This is a genomic window from Gluconacetobacter azotocaptans (assembly GCF_014174355.1).
GTDB lineage: Bacteria > Pseudomonadota > Alphaproteobacteria > Acetobacterales > Acetobacteraceae > Gluconacetobacter > Gluconacetobacter azotocaptans.
Map to the genome: position 1 here is coordinate 71,964 of NZ_JABEQF010000015.1, position 17,289 is coordinate 89,252.

General features: G+C 68.8%; 19 protein-coding genes and 2 pseudogenes. 15 read left to right on the plus strand and 6 right to left on the minus strand.

What is annotated here, in order from left to right; all coding sequences use genetic code 11:
• Positions 1-6 precede the first annotated feature (6 nt).
• The 12 genes and pseudogenes from HLH34_RS15725 to HLH34_RS15780 all read left to right on the plus strand — a co-directional run bounded on the left by HLH34_RS15725 (position 7) and on the right by HLH34_RS15780 (position 10,285).
• Positions 7-1,020 (plus strand): class I SAM-dependent methyltransferase, encoded by a 1,014-nt coding sequence (locus HLH34_RS15725; protein WP_183120531.1) that lies wholly within the window; start codon positions 7-9, stop codon positions 1,018-1,020.
• Positions 1,010-1,822: a peptidoglycan editing factor PgeF gene (pgeF, locus tag HLH34_RS15730; protein ID WP_183120512.1), complete on the plus strand. Its 813-nt coding sequence runs from the start codon at positions 1,010-1,012 to the stop codon at positions 1,820-1,822. The genes HLH34_RS15725 and pgeF overlap by 11 nt, the downstream gene beginning before the upstream one ends.
• The gene (locus HLH34_RS15735) at positions 1,819-2,766 is read left to right on the plus strand and encodes a hypothetical protein (RefSeq protein WP_183120513.1); all 948 of its coding nucleotides are present in this window, start codon (positions 1,819-1,821) and stop codon (positions 2,764-2,766) included. Before pgeF ends, HLH34_RS15735 begins: the two co-directional genes overlap by 4 nt.
• Positions 2,767-2,883: 117 nt before the next feature.
• Positions 2,884-3,864, plus strand: a complete 981-nt coding sequence (locus tag HLH34_RS15740; protein WP_183120514.1) for a ribose-phosphate pyrophosphokinase — start codon at positions 2,884-2,886, stop codon at positions 3,862-3,864.
• A gap of 82 nt (positions 3,865-3,946) precedes the next feature.
• Positions 3,947-4,555, plus strand: a complete 609-nt coding sequence (locus HLH34_RS15745) for a histidine phosphatase family protein (protein WP_183120515.1) — start codon at positions 3,947-3,949, stop codon at positions 4,553-4,555.
• 154 nt (positions 4,556-4,709) lie between these two features.
• Positions 4,710-5,327, plus strand: a complete 618-nt coding sequence (locus tag HLH34_RS15750; protein WP_183120516.1) for a 50S ribosomal protein L25/general stress protein Ctc — start codon at positions 4,710-4,712, stop codon at positions 5,325-5,327.
• A 39-nt stretch (positions 5,328-5,366) separates the two neighbouring features.
• Positions 5,367-5,945, plus strand: coding sequence for an aminoacyl-tRNA hydrolase (gene pth, locus HLH34_RS15755; protein ID WP_183120517.1), 579 nt, complete (start codon positions 5,367-5,369; stop codon positions 5,943-5,945).
• Positions 5,945-7,039, plus strand: a complete 1,095-nt coding sequence (gene ychF / locus HLH34_RS15760) for a redox-regulated ATPase YchF (RefSeq protein ID WP_183120518.1) — start codon at positions 5,945-5,947, stop codon at positions 7,037-7,039. Before pth ends, ychF begins: the two co-directional genes overlap by 1 nt.
• A 273-nt stretch (positions 7,040-7,312) precedes the next feature.
• Positions 7,313-8,578: a glutamate-5-semialdehyde dehydrogenase gene (locus HLH34_RS15765; protein WP_183120532.1), complete on the plus strand. Its 1,266-nt coding sequence runs from the start codon at positions 7,313-7,315 to the stop codon at positions 8,576-8,578.
• A gap of 2 nt (positions 8,579-8,580) precedes the next feature.
• Positions 8,581-9,177, plus strand: a pseudogene (locus tag HLH34_RS15770) (nicotinate-nucleotide adenylyltransferase); the annotation flags it as partial.
• A gap of 30 nt (positions 9,178-9,207) precedes the next feature.
• Positions 9,208-9,762, plus strand: coding sequence for a ribosome silencing factor (gene rsfS, locus HLH34_RS15775; RefSeq protein ID WP_373318587.1), 555 nt, complete (start codon positions 9,208-9,210; stop codon positions 9,760-9,762).
• Between the two features lie 64 nt (positions 9,763-9,826).
• Positions 9,827-10,285: a 23S rRNA (pseudouridine(1915)-N(3))-methyltransferase RlmH gene (locus HLH34_RS15780; protein ID WP_183120519.1), complete on the plus strand. Its 459-nt coding sequence runs from the start codon at positions 9,827-9,829 to the stop codon at positions 10,283-10,285.
• Positions 10,286-10,530: 245 nt separating this feature from the next.
• Here HLH34_RS15780 and HLH34_RS15785 read toward each other — a convergent pair whose 3' ends face one another.
• The 4 genes and pseudogenes from HLH34_RS15785 to HLH34_RS15800 all read right to left on the minus strand — a co-directional run bounded on the left by HLH34_RS15785 (position 10,531) and on the right by HLH34_RS15800 (position 13,722).
• Positions 10,531-11,262 carry a CHAP domain-containing protein gene (locus HLH34_RS15785; RefSeq protein ID WP_183120520.1) on the minus strand — a complete coding sequence of 244 codons (732 nt, stop codon included), beginning with the start codon at positions 11,260-11,262 and terminating at the stop codon, positions 10,531-10,533.
• A 307-nt stretch (positions 11,263-11,569) separates the two neighbouring features.
• A complete protein-coding gene (locus HLH34_RS15790) occupies positions 11,570-11,920 on the minus strand; it encodes a RidA family protein (protein WP_183120534.1) in 351 nt (116 codons plus the stop codon).
• 198 nt (positions 11,921-12,118) lie between these two features.
• Positions 12,119-12,649: pseudogene (locus HLH34_RS15795) on the minus strand (nucleotidyltransferase family protein); the annotation flags it as partial.
• Positions 12,646-13,722 carry an XdhC family protein gene (locus HLH34_RS15800; protein WP_183120521.1) on the minus strand — a complete coding sequence of 359 codons (1,077 nt, stop codon included), beginning with the start codon at positions 13,720-13,722 and terminating at the stop codon, positions 12,646-12,648. The gene HLH34_RS15800 and the pseudogene HLH34_RS15795, both read right to left, overlap by 4 nt.
• Positions 13,723-13,843: 121 nt before the next feature.
• Here HLH34_RS15800 and HLH34_RS15805 point away from each other — a divergent pair, with 121 nt between their 5' ends.
• The 3 genes from HLH34_RS15805 to HLH34_RS15815 all read left to right on the plus strand — a co-directional run bounded on the left by HLH34_RS15805 (position 13,844) and on the right by HLH34_RS15815 (position 15,551).
• Complete coding sequence (locus HLH34_RS15805; protein ID WP_183120535.1) at positions 13,844-14,206, plus strand: host attachment protein; 363 nt, start codon at positions 13,844-13,846, stop codon at positions 14,204-14,206.
• 148 nt (positions 14,207-14,354) lie between these two features.
• Positions 14,355-15,020 (plus strand): MBL fold metallo-hydrolase, encoded by a 666-nt coding sequence (locus tag HLH34_RS15810; protein ID WP_275690717.1) that lies wholly within the window; start codon positions 14,355-14,357, stop codon positions 15,018-15,020.
• Between the two features lie 69 nt (positions 15,021-15,089).
• Positions 15,090-15,551: a DUF192 domain-containing protein gene (locus HLH34_RS15815; RefSeq protein WP_240162188.1), complete on the plus strand. Its 462-nt coding sequence runs from the start codon at positions 15,090-15,092 to the stop codon at positions 15,549-15,551.
• A 117-nt stretch (positions 15,552-15,668) separates the two neighbouring features.
• Here the strand turns inward: HLH34_RS15815 and HLH34_RS15820 are convergent, their stop codons facing one another.
• Together HLH34_RS15820 and HLH34_RS19220 are read right to left on the minus strand one after the other, a co-directional pair.
• Complete coding sequence (locus HLH34_RS15820) at positions 15,669-16,820, minus strand: patatin-like phospholipase family protein (RefSeq protein ID WP_183120523.1); 1,152 nt, start codon at positions 16,818-16,820, stop codon at positions 15,669-15,671.
• Between the two features lie 79 nt (positions 16,821-16,899).
• Positions 16,900-17,289, minus strand: a 390-nt coding sequence (locus HLH34_RS19220) for a hypothetical protein (protein ID WP_220792208.1), incomplete at its 5' end; no start/stop codon positions are given.

Below are 17,289 nucleotides of genomic sequence, written 5' to 3' on the forward strand. Positions count from 1 at the left end.
CACTTCATGGCGCGGGCCAACGCGGCCTATTACGCCGGGCGCGACCCGTTCGCCGATTTCGCCACCGCGCCCGAGATCTCGCAGATGTTCGGCGAAATCCTGGGCGCCTGGGTCGCCGTCACCTGGCAGGGGATGGGCCGGCCCGACCCGTTCCTGCTGGTCGAGGCCGGGCCGGGGCGCGGCACCCTGATGGCCGACATGCTGCGCCTGCTGTCCCGCGTGGCGCCGGACTGTCATGCCGCCGCCGCCATCCACCTGGTGGAAACGTCGCCGCGCCTGCGCGCCGTCCAGGCCGGGGCGCTGGAAGGGCGGGCCGCGCGGCCCGTCGCCTGGCATGACCGGGTCGAGGATGTGCCCGACGGCCCGATGATCCTGCTGGCCAACGAATTTCTCGACGCCCTGCCGATCCGCCAGTTCGTGCGGCGTGTGGAGGGGTGGGACGAACGCTTCGTGCAGGGGGTGGGCTTCGCGACCCGGCCGGCGTCCGACCTGCCGGCCGGCGGTCCGTTCGATCGCCCCGTGCCGCCGGGCGAGGTGCTGGAGGTCTGCGCCGACGCCCTGGCGGTGGCCCGCGCGATGGCGGCCCGCCTCCGCCGGGCGCCCGGCGTCGCGCTGTTCGTCGATTACGGTTACGACGGTGCGCTGTGGGGCGACACGCTGCAGGCCCTGCGCGACCGCGAGCCCGCCTGGCCGCTGGCCGACCCCGGGCAGGCCGACCTGACCGCCCATGTCGATTTCGCCTCCTTCGCCGCCGCCGCCCGCGCCGCCGGGGCCGATGTCCACGGCAGCGTGACGCAGGGCGCGCTGTTGGCGGGCCTGGGCCTGTTCGCCCGGGCCGAGCAGCTGGCCCGTGCCCGCCCGCCGGCCGAGGCCCATGCCATTCGCGATGCGGCGCAGCGCCTGGCCGCGCCCGATCGCATGGGGCGGCTGTTCAAGGCGCTGGTCGCCGCCTCGCCCGGCCTGCCGCCGCCGCCGGGTTTCGCGGCGGCCCCGCATCAGGAGACATCCCATGACCGATAACGGGATTCCGGACGATTCGATCCTGTGCCACGCCCTGCTGGGCGACGTGCGCCACGGGTTTTTCACGCGCCGGGGCGGCGTATCGCAGGGGCCGTACGCCAGCCTGAACTGCTCGACCCGTTCGGGCGACGAAGCCGGGGCGCTGGCCGAGAACCGGCGGCGGGTCGCCGCCGCGATGGGGGTCGCCCCGGACCGGTTGCTAGGTGTGACGCAGGTCCATGGCGATGGCGTCGCCGTCGTAAGGGCCGGGGAGGCGATCTGGACGCCGGGGGGCGGCCCCACGGCCGATGCGCTGGTGACCGATCGCGCGGACGTGGCGCTGGGCGTCATTACGGCGGATTGCGGGCCTGTGCTGTTCGCCGGGCCCGACGGCCGGGTGGTGGGCGCGGCCCATGCCGGCTGGCGTGGCGCGGCCGGCGGCGTGCTGGAGGCCACGGTGGCGGCGATGGCGGCACTGGGCGCCGATGCCGCCGGCATCCGCGCCGTGGTCGGCCCCTGCATCGGGCAGGCCAGTTACGAGGTCGGGCCGGACATGCGCGACCAGGCGCTGGCCGCCGACGCGGGGGCCGCGCCCTTCTTTGCGCCGGGACGCCGGGCGGCGCATTACCAGTTCGACCTGGCAGGCTATTGCGTCGCGCGGTTGCGGCGGGCCGGGGTGGGCCATGCCGTGGCACTGGGCGTCGATACGCTGGCCGATTCCGACCGGTTCTTCAGCCATCGGCGGCGCACCCTGGCGGGTGGCGGCCCGATCGGGCACCAGATTTCGGTCATCGCCCGGCCCGATGCTACAAGCGGCGCATGAAACGCGCGCTTTCTGTCCATCGTGCGGCCGGCCTGATCGGCGCGGCCGGCCTTTCCCTTCTGTCCGGATGTCTCGACGTGCCGCATCCGTTCCGCGATCCGGGGCGGGAAGGGCGGTCGCTGGCCCTGAATCCGCCGCCCTCGCGCCTGGCGGTTCCGGCACCGCCGGCCGCCCTGCTGGGCGACGCCGCCGCCGGGGAATGGAGCCGCGATATCGTGGCCGCCCTGTTGGACCAGTCCGTCCCTGCCGTGGCCCAGCCGGCGCGCAAGGGCGACTGGTGGCTGCGGCTGGGGGCCGTGGCCCGGGGCGGCCAGGTGGTGCCGACCTACAGCGTCATCACCCCCGCCGGGATCGTCCGCAGCACGGACGAGGGCGTGGGCATTCCCGCCGCGGCCTGGGCGGCCGGCGATTTGGCGGTGCTGAAGAGCGCGGCGCAGCAGGCCGCGCCGGGCATTGCCGGCGCGCTGACCGGAATCCAGGCCGACCAGATGGCTCATGACCCGCACAGCCTGAAGCACCGGGCGGCGCGGATCTATTTCGCCGGGGTGGCCGGCGCGCCGGGCGACGGCGACGTGGCGCTGGCGAGGGCCTTCGCAACCTCGCTGCGCGATGCCGAGGACGCCGTGCAGAACACGCCGCGCGACGCCGATTTTTCGGTGTCCTGCAAGGTGACGGTGACGGACGGCCCGCCGGGCACGACCGGTCATCCGCAGCAGCATCTCCAGCTTGTCTGGCGGGTGGTGGACGCGGCGGGCAAGGAGGCCGGGGCGGCGACGCAGCTGCATGACATCGACGCCCATTCGCTGGACGGGCATTGGGGCGACGTCGCCGTTGCCGCGGCGCAGGAGGCCGCGGGCGGCGTGCGGCAGGTGGTCTCGCGCTATTCCGGGCGCGACAACGTGCCGCTGCCGCCGGGCGCGCCTGTGGCGATTCCGCCACGTTAGGCCGATCCAAATGCAGCCCGCATCCCTGACCGTTGCGCGAGACGGATGACAGGAGCGGGCGCGATTGCTAGAACCCGCGCGCTATCCCACGAGATCGCCGCCCGGGAGCGTCGCCAGATGAAGATCGTCGCCTGCAACAGCAATCTGCCTCTGGCCGAGAAGGTTGCGTCCGAGCTGCGCATGCCGCTCTGCAATGTTTCGGTCCGCCGTTTCGCCGATATGGAGGTCTTCGTCGAAATTCACGAAAACGTCCGCGGCGAGGACGTGTTCGTGATCCAGAGCACCTGCTCGCCCACCAACGACAATCTGATGGAACTGCTGATCATGCTGGACGCGCTGCGGCGCGGTTCGGCACGGCGCATCACGGCGGTGATGCCCTATTTCGGCTATGCGCGGCAGGATCGCAAATCCGGCCCCCGCACGCCCATCAGCGCCAAGCTGGTCGCCAACCTGCTGGTCGAGGCCGGGGCGAACCGTATCCTGACGATGGATTTGCATGCGATGCAGATCCAGGGCTTCTTCGACATTCCGGTCGACAACCTCTATGCCGCGCCGCTGTTCACCCGCGATATCAAGGGGCGGATCGATCACGGCACGCTGTCCTATGACGCGCCGCCGATGGCGATTCCCGGCGGGGACCAGAACCTGATGATCGTCTCGCCCGACGTGGGGGGCGTGGTGCGCGCCCGCCAGCTGGCGCAGCGGCTGAACGTCGATCTGGCGATCATCGACAAGCGGCGCGAGCGCGCGGGCGTGTCCGAGGTCATGAACGTCATCGGCGACGTGCGCGGCCGCTACTGCATCATGGTCGATGATATCGTCGACAGCGGCGGGTCGCTGTGCAACGCGGCGGCGGCGCTGATGAAGGAAGGGGCCACGGCGGTCGAGGCCTACGTCACCCATGGCGTGCTGACCGGCGGCGCGGTGAAGCGGATCGCGGATTCGCCGATCGGCATGCTGACCCTGACCGACAGCATCGCGGCGACCGACGCCGTGACTAAGGCCACCAATATCCGCCAGATCAGCACCGCCAACCTGCTGTCGCGCGCGATGCGCGCCGTGTCGGACGAAAGCTCGGTCTCCTCGCTGTTCGACTGACGGGCTGCGCCTGCGAGGGAGCGGCTTTTCAAACCGGCTCAAAAGCAGTTTCCTTCAGGCGAACCGGAAAAGGAGCCGCCCCATGACCGACCTGATCGCCCGCCCGTACTGGTACCTGCGCCATGGCGAGACGGACTGGAATGCCGAGGGGCGATCCCAGGGCCGGTCGGACATTCCCCTGAACGCGCGCGGCATCGCGCAGGCCGAGGCCGCGGGCGCCCTGCTGTCGCGGCACGAGGACGACCACATGCCGGTGGCCCGTATCGTGTCCTCGCCGCTGGTCCGGGCGCTGCGCACCGCGCAGATCGTCGCGCAGGCGATGGCCGCTCCGGGCTCGGCGCCGTTGCCCGTGGCCGTGGACGACGGCCTGCAGGAGGTCTGCTTCGGCGAGCAGGAAGGCCAGCCGATGGGCCATTGGTACGACAGCTGGATCGCCGGGGAGTACACGCCGCAGGGGGCGGAACCGTTCGCGGAACTGCGCGCGCGTGCCGTCGCCGCCGTCAACCGGGCCCTGGACGGACACGGCGTGGTGCTGATCGTCTGCCATGGCGCGATGTTCCGCGCCCTGCGCGCCGCCATGGGCCTGCCGCCGAACGTGCGCCTGCCCAACGCGGTGCCGCTGTGGGTCGCGCCGCGTGCCGAGGAGGCGAACGGCAACCGGACGGACTGGGGCCTGTCCCCGCTGGGCTGATTCCCATCGGTCGGGCTCTCTGCCCCAACCCGGCAAGGGCCTCGGACCAGGCCGGGCGGCCGAAAAATTTGCGTCGGAACCGGTTTTCCATTAAAGGCCCCCGCACGCGCGGGCACCCCTGGAGGCCCGCGTGCTTGGTTTTCAGGAGCAGACAGTGACCCAATTCACGAAACTTGAGGCTTCTTCGCGCGCGAAGGCTGGTAAGGGGGCAGCGCGTGCGACGAGGCGTGACGGCCAGGTGCCGGCCGTCATCTATGGTGCGAAGCAGGAACCGACCCTGATCGCGCTCGACCCCCGTCTGGTGGTGCGCGAAATGCACAAGGCCGGCTGGCGTTCGCGCGTGTACGACATCACCGTCGACGGTGCGTCGTCCCACGCCCTGATGCGCGAGATCCAGCTGCATCCGGTCACCGACCAGCCGATCCATGTCGATTTCCAGCGCCTTGCCGCCGGCGAGCGCATGCATGTCGAAGTGCAGATCCTCTTCACGGGTGAGGACAAGTCCCCCGGCATCAAGCGCGGCGGCGTGCTGAACATCGTCCGCCATACGGTGGAAGTCAGCGCCGATCCGGCCAGCATGCCGTCCTCGTTCACGGTCGATCTGTCGCAGCTGGACATTCACGACAACGTCCGCTGGAACGACCTGCAGGGCACGGAAAACGTGACGCCGATCCTGCAGATCCCGAACTTCGTGATCGCCACCGTCGCCGCGCCCAGCGTCGACGAAACGCCCGAGGCCCCCGCGGCCGCGGCAGCCCCGGCGAAGAAGTAATCCCAGGAGCGGACACGGCCATACGACAGGGAATACGGCATGCTGCTCTGGACCGGGCTCGGAAATCCTGAGCCGGGGATGAGCCGGCACCGGCACAATGTCGGTTTCATGGCCGTCGACCGGATCGCCGTCCGCCATGGCTTCGCGCCATGGCGGAAGCGCTTCCGGGGCGAGGTGGCCGAAGGGCGGGTGGGGCGGCACAAGGTGCTGCTGCTCAAGCCCCTGACCTACATGAACCTTTCGGGCGAGAGCGTTCAGCAGGCTGCCGCCTTCTACAAGATTCCCATCGCCTCGATCACCGCCTTCCATGACGAACTCGATCTGGCACCCGGTCGGGTGCGGGTGAAGCAGGGCGGGGGCGCCGCCGGCCACAACGGCCTGCGTTCTATGGACCGGATGCTGGGCGGCCAGGAGTACTGGCGCGTCCGCATCGGGATCGGGCACCCTGGCGCGCGCGACCGCGTGACGGGATATGTGCTGGGCGATTTCGCGAAAAGCGACCAGGACTGGCTTGAGCGCATGCTCGACGCCATGTCCGACACGGCGCCGGTCCTGGCGGACGGGCAGCCCGAACTGTTCATGACGAAAATGGCCTTGCTGGCCGGGGAGAAGGGCTGATGGGGTTCAATTGCGGCATCGTGGGCCTGCCGAATGTCGGCAAGTCGACCCTGTTCAACGCCCTGACCGAAACCGCGTCGGCCCAGGCCGCGAACTATCCGTTCTGCACCATCGAGCCGAACGTGGGCCGGGTGGCGGTGCCCGACCCGCGGCTGGACGCGCTGGCGGCGATCGGCAAGTCGCAGAAGATCCTGCCGACCAGCCTGGAATTCGTCGATATCGCGGGCCTGGTGCGCGGCGCCTCGCGCGGCGAGGGCTTGGGCAACCAGTTCCTGGCGAACATCCGCGAGGTTGATGCGATCATCCACGTGCTGCGTTGCTTCGAGGATGACGACATCACCCATGTCGAGGGTGGGATCGACCCGATCCGCGACGCGGAGATCATTGAGACCGAACTGATGCTGGCCGACCTGGAATCGCTGGAAAAGCGGATCGTGGCCTTGCAGAAGAAGGCCAAGGGCAACGACCGCGACGCCGCCGCCCAGGTCGCGCTGATGGAGCCGCTGATCGAGGTCCTGCGCGAGGGCCGGCCCGCCCGCCAGGCGATTCCGGCAGGGCAGGAGGAGGCCGTGCGCCGCCTGCAGCTGATGACCAGCAAGCCGGTCCTGTATGTCTGCAATGTCGAGGAAGCGTCGGCCGCCACCGGCAATGCATGGTCCGAGCGCGTGCGCGCCCGCGCCGAGGCCGAGGGCGCTATCGCCGTTGTCGTGTCGGCGGCGATCGAGGCCGAGGTCAGCCAGCTGGGCCCGGACGACCGCAAGGAATTCCTCGACGGGCTGGGCCTTGCCGACAGCGGCCTGGATCGTGTGATCGCCGCGGGCTATCGCCTGCTGGGCCTGCGGACCTATTTTACCGTCGGGCCGAAGGAAACCCGTGCCTGGACCATCACGGCCGGCACTCGTGCGCCCCAGGCGGCGGCGGTGATCCATAACGATTTCGAGCGCGGATTCATCGCCTGCGAAACCGTCGCCTATGACGATTATGTCCGCTACCAGGGCGAGGCCGGCGCCAAGGAGGCCGGAAAGCTGCGGATCGAAGGTCGCGACTATGTCGTGCAGGATGGCGACGTTCTTCTCTTCCGCTTCAACGTCTGAAAAGGGGGCTGGACAGGCGCCCTGTTGGCGATCCGGCGCGCGGAAACACACGCCGGGCGTGCCGCTTCGTGGCACTCTCGCTCAACAGGCCACCGGTCCAGCCCCCTTTTCGGCAACTTTGATGTCAGGGGTTTGCAAAGGGCGACCGCCCTTTGCCGGGGCTTGGGGCAGCGCCCCAATCCTGTCCTTCCCGACTTCGACAAAACCGACAATAATCCGGCGGCGTATCCGCACAGGGGCAGGGAGCCGATCATGAACACAGTCGCGCCCGTTATGGACGACACGGACCGGACCGATTGGGTCCCGGCCATGCCGCGCCTGGCCGCTGCTGCCCGTGAGGCCGCGCATGCCCTGGCGCGCAGTTCGTCGGCGATGCGCGACGCGGCCCTGCGGCATGCGGCGCAGGCCCTGCGCGATCGGCAGGATGACATCCTGGCGGCGAACGCGCGCGATCTTGCCGCCTCGACCGCCACGGCGTCCTTTCGCGACCGGCTGACCCTGACCCCAGCGCGGGCCGAGGCGATGGCCCGGGGGCTGGAGGATGTGGCGGGCCTGCCCGATCCGGTCGGGCGGATCATGGCGGAATGGACGCGGCCCAACGGCTTGCTGTTCCGTCGCGTCGCGACGCCGGTGGGCGTTATCGGCATGATCTATGAAAGCCGCCCCAATGTCGGCGCCGACGCGGCCGGCCTGTGCATCAAGTCGGGCAATGCGGTAATCCTGCGCGGCGGGTCGGAAAGCCTGCACAGCGCGCGCGCGATCCATGCGGCGATGGCGGCGGGCCTGCGCGCCGCCGGCCTGCCCGAGACGGCGGTGCAGATCGCGCCCGATACCGACCGCCGCCATGTGGCAGACATGCTGACGGCGTCCGGCCTGATCGACCTGATCATTCCGCGCGGCGGCAAGTCGCTGGTCGAACGGGTGCAGCGCGAGGCCCGGGTGCCCGTGCTGGCGCATGCCGAGGGGCTGTGTCACACCTATGTCCACGCGGCCGCCGATCCGGCGATGGCCCGGGGGCTGGTGGTCAACGCCAAGATGCGGCGCACCGGCATCTGCGGCGCGACCGAAACGCTGCTGATCGACGCGGCCGTCGCGCCGGCCCTGCTGCCCGACATCGTGGCGGACCTGGCCGCGCGCGGCTGCGCCTTCCGGGCCGATGGGCGCGCCCGCGCCATCCTGCCCGACCTGCCCGCGGCGACCGAGGCCGATTTCGCCACCGAATGGCTGGATGCGATCCTGTCGATCGCCGTGGTGGACGGGGTCGAGGACGCGCTGGCGCATATCGCCCGCTACGGCAGCGAACATACCGAGGCGATCGTGACCGAGGACGCGGATGCCGCGGCACAGTTTCTGAACGGCACGGACAGCGCCGTGGTGATGTGGAACGCCTCGACGCAGTTCTGCGATGGGGGCGAATTCGGCTTCGGCGCCGAAATCGGCATCGCCACCGGCCGTTTCCATGCTCGTGGCCCGGTGGGGCTGGAGCAACTGACCACCTTCCGGTACGAAGTCATCGGCACAGGACAGCAGCGTCCCTGACCATGGCGTCGATTCCCGCGTGGGGCGACGGGCGGCGGGTGCGGATCGGCCTGTTGGGCGGTTCTTTCAACCCCGTCCATGCCGGCCACCTGCAACTCGCGCAGCGGGCCTTGCGGCAGTTGCGGCTGGACCAGGTCTGGCTGATGGTGTCGCCCGGCAATCCGCTGAAGCCGGTAGAGGGCATGGCCCCGTTCGACCTGCGGCTGGAGGCGGTTGCGGCCCGCGTCGACGGGCGGCGGATCATCGCCACCGACATCGAACGGCGGATCGGCACCCGCTATACCGTCGATACGCTGGCGCAGTTGCGCCGGCGCTTTCCCCGGGCGGAATTCGTCTGGCTGATGGGGGCGGACGGGCTGGCCCAACTGCCGCATTGGCGGCGCTGGCGGCGGATCGTCTCGCTGGTGCCGTTCGCGGTTCTGCCGCGCCCGCCCTACAATCCGGCGGCGCTGCATGGGCTGGCGGCAATGGCGCTGGCGCGCTGGCGCCGCCCGGGGCGCGAGGCCCCGATCCTTGCGTTGCGTGCGCCCTGCGCTTGGGCCTTTCTTCCGGCCCCTCAGACCGGTATATCAGCAACGGCATTACGTGCGTCGGTCGCACGTCACCACCCTCCCGCAGGAGTTACAGTCATCGCCAGGAAGCCTCCGGCCGATACGGGGACCACTCGTCGCACGGCACCCAAGAAAACGTCAGGCACGGCCGGCAGTCGCGCCGGTGCGGTCAGCACCGTCGCCGGCACGGCGAAGGCGCCGGGCACCCCGCGCAAGAAGGCGGCCGTTGCAGGCCCCGGCAAGGCGGTTCGTCGCGAACCCGTCGAAACCGCCCTGCTGGACAAATACCTGGCCATTATCACCGAAAGCCTGGCCGACGATAAGGGCGAGGACATCGTGGTGCTGGACCTGACCGGCCGCGCCGCCTTCGCCGACCGGATGGTGGTCGCAACCGGCGTGGCCGACCGCCAGATCACGGCGATGGCGACGCATATCGAACGCAAGCTGGGCGAGGTCGGGCTGAAGCGCGTGCTGATCGAAGGCGCGAACGGTTCGGACTGGGTGCTGATCGACGCCGGCGATATCGTCGTGCATCTGTTCAAGGCCGAGGCCCGTGCCCTGTACGGGCTGGAGCGGATGTGGGGCGCGGATCTCGACGTCCTGCCGGTTGGCGAACCGGACGGCACGGTCTGAGAGACTCCTTGCAAACGCCTTTTGCCGGCAATCCGACGCGGTCTTCTTATGCGCCGAGGCGTCCATGCGCCTGATTGCCGTCGGACGGATGAAGGATGGGGTCGAGCGCGACCTCTTCCGTCGCTATGCCGACCGGCTGACGCCGCGCCTCGACATGGTGGAAGTGCCCGAAGGGCGGGGGGCGGCGGCCGAGATCAAGCGGCGTGAAGGCCAATCCCTGCTGGCGGCCCTGCCGGACCGGGCCTTTGTCGTGGCGATGGACGAAGGGGGCCGCAGCCACGGCAGCCTGGCGTTCGCCCAGCACGTCGAACGCTGGCTGGGCCTGTCGCGGCCTCTCTGTTTCCTGATCGGCGGGGCCGAGGGGCTGGACGGCCCGGTTCTGACCCGTGCCGATGACACCTTGTCGCTGGGGCCGATGACATGGCCGCACATGCTGGTTCGGGGGTTGCTGGCCGAACAGCTTTATCGCGCCCGGGCGATCGCTACCGGCCACCCTTATCACCGGGCGGGCCGGCCGGCCTGATCGGCCTGTGGGCGTCGCATACGCATGAAGGCAAGGGCGTTGTCCTTGACCCACCAAAGGGCCAAGCCCTTTGGAAACCCAGTAATTTATGAAACGAGTGGGATGCAAGGGCCTCGGCCCTTGCCGGGTTCGGGCAGAGCCCGACCTTCCTTTTCCCATATAGCTTAGTGCCTATGGGGCTGCGCCCCGAGACGGGCGGCAATTCCATGCTTTAACGGGGCGGACGCCGAAGCGTCCGCGGGCAGTCAGCGGATCGAACGGTTCGGCGCGTCGTCGCGGAAGGCGTGGCCGTAGGCCACCACCGGCAGGCTCTCGGGCGCTTCGGCCACTTCGGTCGAGTTCATCGGGCTGCTCAGGGCGCTAGGTGCGGCGTTGGCCGTGTGCGGCACGGGCCGTTCGCTGCTGGCGACCATGATGCGGCCCGTCGAATCCGGACGCGGATAGATGAAGCCGTAGGTCGGATAGATGCTGCCGTAGGCACCCGGGCGGGCCAGGGCGACGCGCACGGCCGACCAGTCGTTGTTGGGTGATACGTCGATGACCGACACATGGCGGCTGATGCCGCGCTGCGCCCAATGGGACTGGTCGATGATGATCGTGCGGCTGTCGACGATGTCCGTCACGACGGCGACATGGCCCAGCGGCATGCGGCGGTTGGCGCGGAAATTCAGGACGCTGCCGGCCTCGGGCGCGGCCCCGCGGGCGTAGACCCCGGCAGCATTGTACCACCAGTTGACGGCATTGCCGTGCAGCATGACGTCGGACGCCGACTTGGCGAAAGCCACGCACTGGATGACGTGTCCGGCATCACGATAATGGGCGACGCGCCGCGCGCTGATATGGTGGCCGTGAACGACGGGGCCGTGGACGGCACGATGCGACACGTTCCGCGCCTGGGCGGTGTGGGGGAGCATGAAACCGAGGGAAGCGGCCGCCATGAAAAGAAGGACCGAACGTCCCAAACCGCCTGCCCGCATTCCCAAAGACCCCACCCGCGTTGTCGCTGCGAAAACAGGGGTAGCAAGGGGGTTGCAACCCTGACAAGACGCCGGAGCATTTCTTGGCGAAGGCCGGATCATTTTCATCAAATCGGCCCGCTTCCCAAAAATAAATAGGAATATATTCCTATTTCATTTTCGCAGATTGCGGTTTTTGAAGGAAAAAACCGGGTTTCATGGAAGGGGCGCTGAAAGGGCGCAGGATTGGACGCAACAGAATCGGAATCGGGATCCGTGACCTAAATGCGACAGATGGTCGCCCGGCCCCGGATCCCGGGCAGGTGTCTTATTTCGTGCAGATGATCATGATTTCGACCAGGATCGCCGGGTTGGCCAGCACTGCCTGGACGCAGGCGCGCGCCGGGGCTCCATCCTTCGGCAGCCAGGCCGACCACACGCCGTTCAGCGCGTCGCGGTCGGCGATGTCCTTCAGCCAGATCTGGGCCTGCAGCAGGCGGGTCTTGTCAGTGCCGTGCAGTTCCAGCGCCTCGTCGATCTGCTCCAGGATGTCGCGGGTCTGGGCGGTGGCGTCGCCGGTCAGGTCGCGCGCGACGAAGCCCTGGGTAAAGAGGAAGCCGTGATACTCCACGACCTTCGACAGGATCGCGTTCGGTTCGGTGCGGATGATCTTGCTCATGGGGCCAGTCCTTGCTGAGGGCGGCCGGTCGGGCCGCGCGCCCCCTTCTCCGACACCGGGGCGGGGCGGGTCAACAGGGTGGTCGCTCCGGGACGCGCCGATTGTGCCAAAGCGGTCCAGCCGGTCCGGCGTGTCGAAATCGGCATGGATGGCGGCATCGGCCGGGACCGTGGCCAGCCGCCCGGCCTGCGCACGGATCAGCGCGCGGCCGCCGACATCGCCGTCCAGTGCCATCAGGGCCGGAAACACGGACCGGTCCCACAGGACGGGATGGCCGCTTCGCCCGTCATGGACCGGCACGGTCGCCGGCGCGCGATCCTGCCGATGCCGGGCGATCAGGCGGTCGATCAGCATCGTGTCGATCAGCGGCATGTCGCCCAGGCAGACCAGCACGCCGGACGGCGCGTGCAGCGCGGCCGCCGCCAGCCCGGCCCGCAGGCTGGCCGACAGCCCGTCCGCGTGGTCCTCGGCGATGGTAAAGATCAGGCCGGGATGGTCGGCGTGGCGGAGGATCGCCGCGCGGATCTCGGGCGCGCGGTGGCCCAGCACGACGATGACCGGGGCGGCGGTGCTGGCGCACGCGGCGCGGACGATGCGGACGATCATCGGCACGCCTGCCGCGTCCGGGGCCAGCAGTTTGTGGCGGGGCGCGGTGCGCGACGATCGTCCGGCGGCCAGGATCAGCGCGGCGACGGGGGGCGTCGCGTGTGTGGGCGTGCCCGCCGTCATGCCCAGCCGGGGCGACGTGCCAGCGGGGCGTCGCGCCGCACGGCCACGATTTCCGCCAGGATCGACAGCGCGATCTCGGGCGCGCCGATCGCGCCGATCGCCAGGCCGACAGGGCCGTGGATGCGGGCGGCGCGTGCGTCGTCATATCCGGCTTCGCGCAGGCGGTTCAGCCGCGAGGCCTGTGTTTTTCGCGAGCCCAGCGCCCCGATATAGAAGGCCGCGCTGTCCAGCGCCGCGCGCAGGGTCGGATCGTCCAGCTTCGCGTCGTGTGTCAGTGTGACGATGGCGGTATGATCGTCGATATTCAGTGCCGTCAGGGCCTCGTCGGGCCAGTCGGTCACCAGGGGAATGCCCGGGAAACGCTCGGGGGTCGCCAGTTGGGTGCGCGGGTCGATGACCGTCACCGCGAAACCCGTTGCCGCCGCCAGGGGGGCCAGAACCTGCGCGATATGGACCGCGCCGACGATCAGCAGCCGGTGTGGCGGGGTCAGCAGGTGCAGGAACCACGCCTCGCCGTCCGGGGCTTCGTGCCGTGCGCTGCGGCCGCCGCGAAATGCCGCGTCCAGCGTCGGCAGCAGATGGGCCGGCAGGTCGGCATCCCCATGGGCCGCCATGTTTCCTCCGGCGGTCCGTTCCACCAGGATATGATGCATGTCCGCCAGGCGCGTGGCCAGCAGGGCCGGCCGCCGTTCGCATCGCAGGGCCGTGGCCTGGCGCAGCAGCATGGGGTCCAGCGTTCCCTTCGGGCCGACCGATTCCACCAGGATGTCCAGTTCCCCGCCGCAGGCCAGGCCGACCGCCCAGGCCTGTTCCGACGTCACGCCATAGGACAGCAGTTCGGGGGCGCCGTCCCGCATGACGGAATCGGCGGCATCGACGACCGATGCCTCGACGCAGCCCCCGCTGACCGATCCCTCGATCCGGCCGGTGGCGTCGATCGCCATCATGCTGCCGGGCGGCCGCGGCGAACTGCCCCATGTCGCGACCACGGTGGCCAGGGCGGCGGGACGTCCTGCCTCGGCCCATGCCAGGGCAAGGTCGAGGGGATCGCGGGGAAGGGGGTGCTGCGTCATGACGACGGCACTCTATCAGGCGGGATATAGACATGCCAGATTGCGCCGCCCCCTTCGCGATCCCATCTGGAAATTGGGCGCGGCCCGGATCGGGCATGCCCTGATGCAGGAGGTACGGTTCATGACTTATCTCGATTCCGCCTGGTACGTGGTGGCCGATGGCGCGCGGGCGCGGGTGCTGAAACATGCCGGCGGCACATTTCACCCGCTGACGAGCCTGACGGCCGGTGACGAGGGCGAGGACGCATTTGCCCGCACGCTGGCCACCTACCTGAACGACGCGGCGGAACGGGGCGAGATCGACGGCCTGGCGCTGGCCGCTCCGCCCCGGACCCTGCATCTGCTGCGCACCCATCTGTCCGCCACGGTGCGCGCCCTCGTGGTCAGCGAACAGCCGCACGACCTGACCGGGGTTGCCGATCACGATCTGCCCTCGCATTTCGATATCCCCGCCACGGGCTGGCTGCGCCCCGTCCCGGGGTGACGGCCGCCGGTCTTGCCGGGCGCGCGGGCTGCCCCTAGAAACTGTGGCGTGGACTGTCCGGGTTACCCTGTCTGGGGGACCTGCCGGGCAGTCATGCTCGAAACAATCTCTGACCCCTCGCGAATGCGACCGGGTTCAGGAGGGGCCGATGCCGTTTTCTCCCGCGCTGGAACTGGACATCATTCCGGTTACCGCTTTCGGACAGAATTGTTCGATCCTGCGGGACCCGGCGACCGGACATGCCGTGGTGGTGGATCCGGGTGGCGATGTCCCCCGGCTGCTGCACGAACTGGCGGTCCGCGACCTGACGGTGGATATGATCCTGCTGACACATGGGCATCTTGACCATGCCGGCGGGGCGGATGAATTGCGCGACGAACTGTCCCGGCGGCAAGGCGCGCCGGTGCCGGTGGTCGGGCCGGATGCGCGCGATGCGTTCCTGCTGTCCGATATCGCGTCCCAGGCCGCGCGCTTCGGGCTGGAGGGAATGCGGAACGTGACGGTGGATCGCTACGTCACGGACGGCGAAACGCTGTCGTTGCTGGGCCGGACGTTTCATGTGCTGCACGTGCCGGGCCATACGCCCGGCCACGTCGTGTTCCACGACCCGGAGGCGCGCTTCGCCTTCGTCGGCGACACGCTGTTTCGCGGGTCGGTCGGGCGCACCGATTTTCCGTATGGGAACGGCCCCCAGTTGATCGAGGCCATCACCACCCGTCTGCTGCCGCTGGGTGACGACGTGACGATCCTGCCCGGTCATGGCGGGGCCTCGACGATCGGGGCGGAACGTCATAGCAACCCGTTCCTGCGGTAAGGGCGGACAGGAGAAGTCGAAGACATGATGGATATGCGCAAGATCGCCGGGGCCTGCGCCCTGGGGCTGATGATGGTGGGCGGGACAGCGGCCCGGGCGCAGGACGCGGGCGGCACGCCGACCCAGGCGCAGGCGGAACTGCCGCGTGAAAACCTGACGATCACCGGCCATGACGGAACGAAGCACGTCTTCTCGGTCGAACTGGCCCTCACGCCCCGCCAGCAGCAGGTCGGCGAGATGTTCCGGACCGCGGTGCCGGCCGATCGGGGCATGATCTTCGTCTGGCCCTATCCGCAGCAAAGCGACATGTGGATGGAAAACACGCTGGTGCCGCTGGATATCGTGTTCATCGGTGCCGACAACCGGATATCCGCCATCAGCGAGAATGCGGTGCCGCAGAGCCTGGCCCGGATCAGCAGCCATGGCGCGGTCCGTGCCACGCTGGAACTGCAAGGCGGCCTGACCGAAAAGCTGGGCATCGTTGTCGGTGACAAGGTCGACAGCAAGGCGCTGGCCGCCAGCCCGACCTGAGCGCCTGTTTGAAAATGCGCGCGGGCGGTGACCCGACGCGCATTTTCTACGCTCCGATGTTCACGGCTCATAAGGCCGCTCCGCTCTGAGCGACAGGTCCGGTCTTTGGGAAGCGGGTTACCGATCGGGGCGATGTGCGTCGTGGACGATCAGCCCCGCATCGTCCGGCGCCGGGCGCAGCCAGTCCTTATGGGACAGGGTCATGCGGGTGTCGCGGGCGCCGGCGTCCCAGTGCTCCTCCATCGATGCGGCCGAAAATTCGAAATCCCGCGTCTGCCCTTCGTAGGCTTCTTCCTGATAGATCAGCTGCAGGATGGTAATGGCCGGCAGGGAAGACAGTTGCTGGCGCAGGGCGCGGTCGCGGGGCGTCAGGTCCTGTTCGGGGATGCGGTCCAGCAGGGCACGGATTTCCAGTTTCTGCCGATGCAGGGCGCGGTAATGATCGGTGATCAGCCGCGTGCGGGATGAATATTGGATGTCCTTGGTCCGGGCCTGCACATCGAACATGTCCCGCGGGATCGGCCCCCGCGCGGAAAACAGGTCGACCTGGAAGATCAACATGCTGTCCTGGTCCGCGTTGTCCAGCAGGTGCTGCAGCGGCGTGTTCGACACCATGCCGCCGTCCCAATAATAATCCTGCCCGATCCGTACCATCGGCAGGGCCGGCGGCAGGGCGGCGCTGGCCATGACATGGTCGATGGTCAGGCGCGTGCTGGCCGTGTCGAAATAGATGAAATTACCGCTGCCGACGCTGACGGCCCCGCAGGCCAGCCGGATGCCGGACGTATTGAGCCGATCGAAATCAATCAGGGACAGCAGGGTCTCGCGCAGGGGCGCGCTGTCGTAATAGCTGGTGGCGGCATGGATATCGCGCCCCGCCAGCCAGGGATTGGCCAGGCGCGGGCGAAAGAACCCCGGTTGGCCGAACGTGCTGGTGACGAAGGACGACCAGGCATTGTGCATCTTGCGGATCGAATCGCCGGCCGGCGTGTCGCCGATCCAGATCTTGCGTGACGTCACGCGCTCCCAGAACTGACGCAGGCGCGGCACCCGCAGTTCCGGCGGGTTGCCGGCGATCAGGGCGGCGTTGATGCCGCCGATGGACACGCCGGAAATCCAGTCCGGCTCCAGCCCCGCCTCGTGCAGGGCCTGATAGACGCCCGCCTGATAGGCGCCCAGGGCACCGCCCCCTTGCAGCACAAGACCGATGCGGCTGCCTTGAGGGACGTGCGGGCGGTTAGGGGAAGGCTTGGGGGTGTCTGGAGCCATGCCGTGCTGTTTCCCTTTGGGCGACGGCGCCGATGACCACTCGCCCCATGCCCGAAGGATAAAGGGGCTGCCCCCCGAATCAAGGATCGCGCCGGCGGGGCGGGTATCCGATATCGGGCCTGCGAAGCCGCATGAATTTTTTTGGTCTGAAATTTCCCGGTTTTCTCCCGTATCGGGCGGATGGGCCAACCGGCATCCCATTTTTTTGCCAAACGATCTTCTCATCGGTGTTGACGGTGGTGTGGGTGGGGTGTAGATCGCTGTTCACCGCAGGGGCGGGGCCGAAAGGCACTTGCCTGGTGGGGTTGGGTTTGCTAAGGTCTTTGGCCCGGTTGGGCTGGATTGGTGTAGATCCAGAGGTCTTTGACAATAGAATAAGAGAGTTTGGAAGGGATATGTTGGCGGCGTTCTGACGATCTGGAGTGATCTGGGTTGTTTTGGAGGATTGGGCATCTGGTTTGTTCTGGGT

What these genes read in the sequence shown, in the direction of transcription:
- pgeF (WP_183120512.1), top strand. Translation starts at nt 1,010, where the DNA reads ATGACCGATAACGGGATTCCGGACGATTCGATCCTGTGCCACGCCCTG.
- HLH34_RS15780 (WP_183120519.1), top strand. Translation starts at nt 9,827, where the DNA reads ATGCGCCTGATTGCCGTCGGACGGATGAAGGATGGGGTCGAGCGCGAC.
- HLH34_RS15745 (WP_183120515.1), top strand. Translation starts at nt 3,947, where the DNA reads ATGACCGACCTGATCGCCCGCCCGTACTGGTACCTGCGCCATGGCGAG.
- ychF (WP_183120518.1), top strand. Translation starts at nt 5,945, where the DNA reads ATGGGGTTCAATTGCGGCATCGTGGGCCTGCCGAATGTCGGCAAGTCG.
- HLH34_RS15765 (WP_183120532.1), top strand. Translation starts at nt 7,313, where the DNA reads ATGGACGACACGGACCGGACCGATTGGGTCCCGGCCATGCCGCGCCTG.
- HLH34_RS15815 (WP_240162188.1), top strand. Translation starts at nt 15,090, where the DNA reads ATGATGGTGGGCGGGACAGCGGCCCGGGCGCAGGACGCGGGCGGCACG.
- HLH34_RS15725 (WP_183120531.1), top strand. Translation starts at nt 7, where the DNA reads ATGGCGCGGGCCAACGCGGCCTATTACGCCGGGCGCGACCCGTTCGCC.
- pth (WP_183120517.1), top strand. Translation starts at nt 5,367, where the DNA reads ATGCTGCTCTGGACCGGGCTCGGAAATCCTGAGCCGGGGATGAGCCGG.
- HLH34_RS15805 (WP_183120535.1), top strand. Translation starts at nt 13,844, where the DNA reads ATGACTTATCTCGATTCCGCCTGGTACGTGGTGGCCGATGGCGCGCGG.
- HLH34_RS15790 (WP_183120534.1), bottom strand. Translation starts at nt 11,920, where the DNA reads ATGAGCAAGATCATCCGCACCGAACCGAACGCGATCCTGTCGAAGGTC.
- HLH34_RS15785 (WP_183120520.1), bottom strand. Translation starts at nt 11,262, where the DNA reads ATGCGGGCAGGCGGTTTGGGACGTTCGGTCCTTCTTTTCATGGCGGCC.
- HLH34_RS15810 (WP_275690717.1), top strand. Translation starts at nt 14,355, where the DNA reads ATGCCGTTTTCTCCCGCGCTGGAACTGGACATCATTCCGGTTACCGCT.
- HLH34_RS15800 (WP_183120521.1), bottom strand. Translation starts at nt 13,722, where the DNA reads ATGACGCAGCACCCCCTTCCCCGCGATCCCCTCGACCTTGCCCTGGCA.
- HLH34_RS15740 (WP_183120514.1), top strand. Translation starts at nt 2,884, where the DNA reads ATGAAGATCGTCGCCTGCAACAGCAATCTGCCTCTGGCCGAGAAGGTT.
- HLH34_RS15735 (WP_183120513.1), top strand. Translation starts at nt 1,819, where the DNA reads ATGAAACGCGCGCTTTCTGTCCATCGTGCGGCCGGCCTGATCGGCGCG.
- HLH34_RS15820 (WP_183120523.1), bottom strand. Translation starts at nt 16,820, where the DNA reads ATGGCTCCAGACACCCCCAAGCCTTCCCCTAACCGCCCGCACGTCCCT.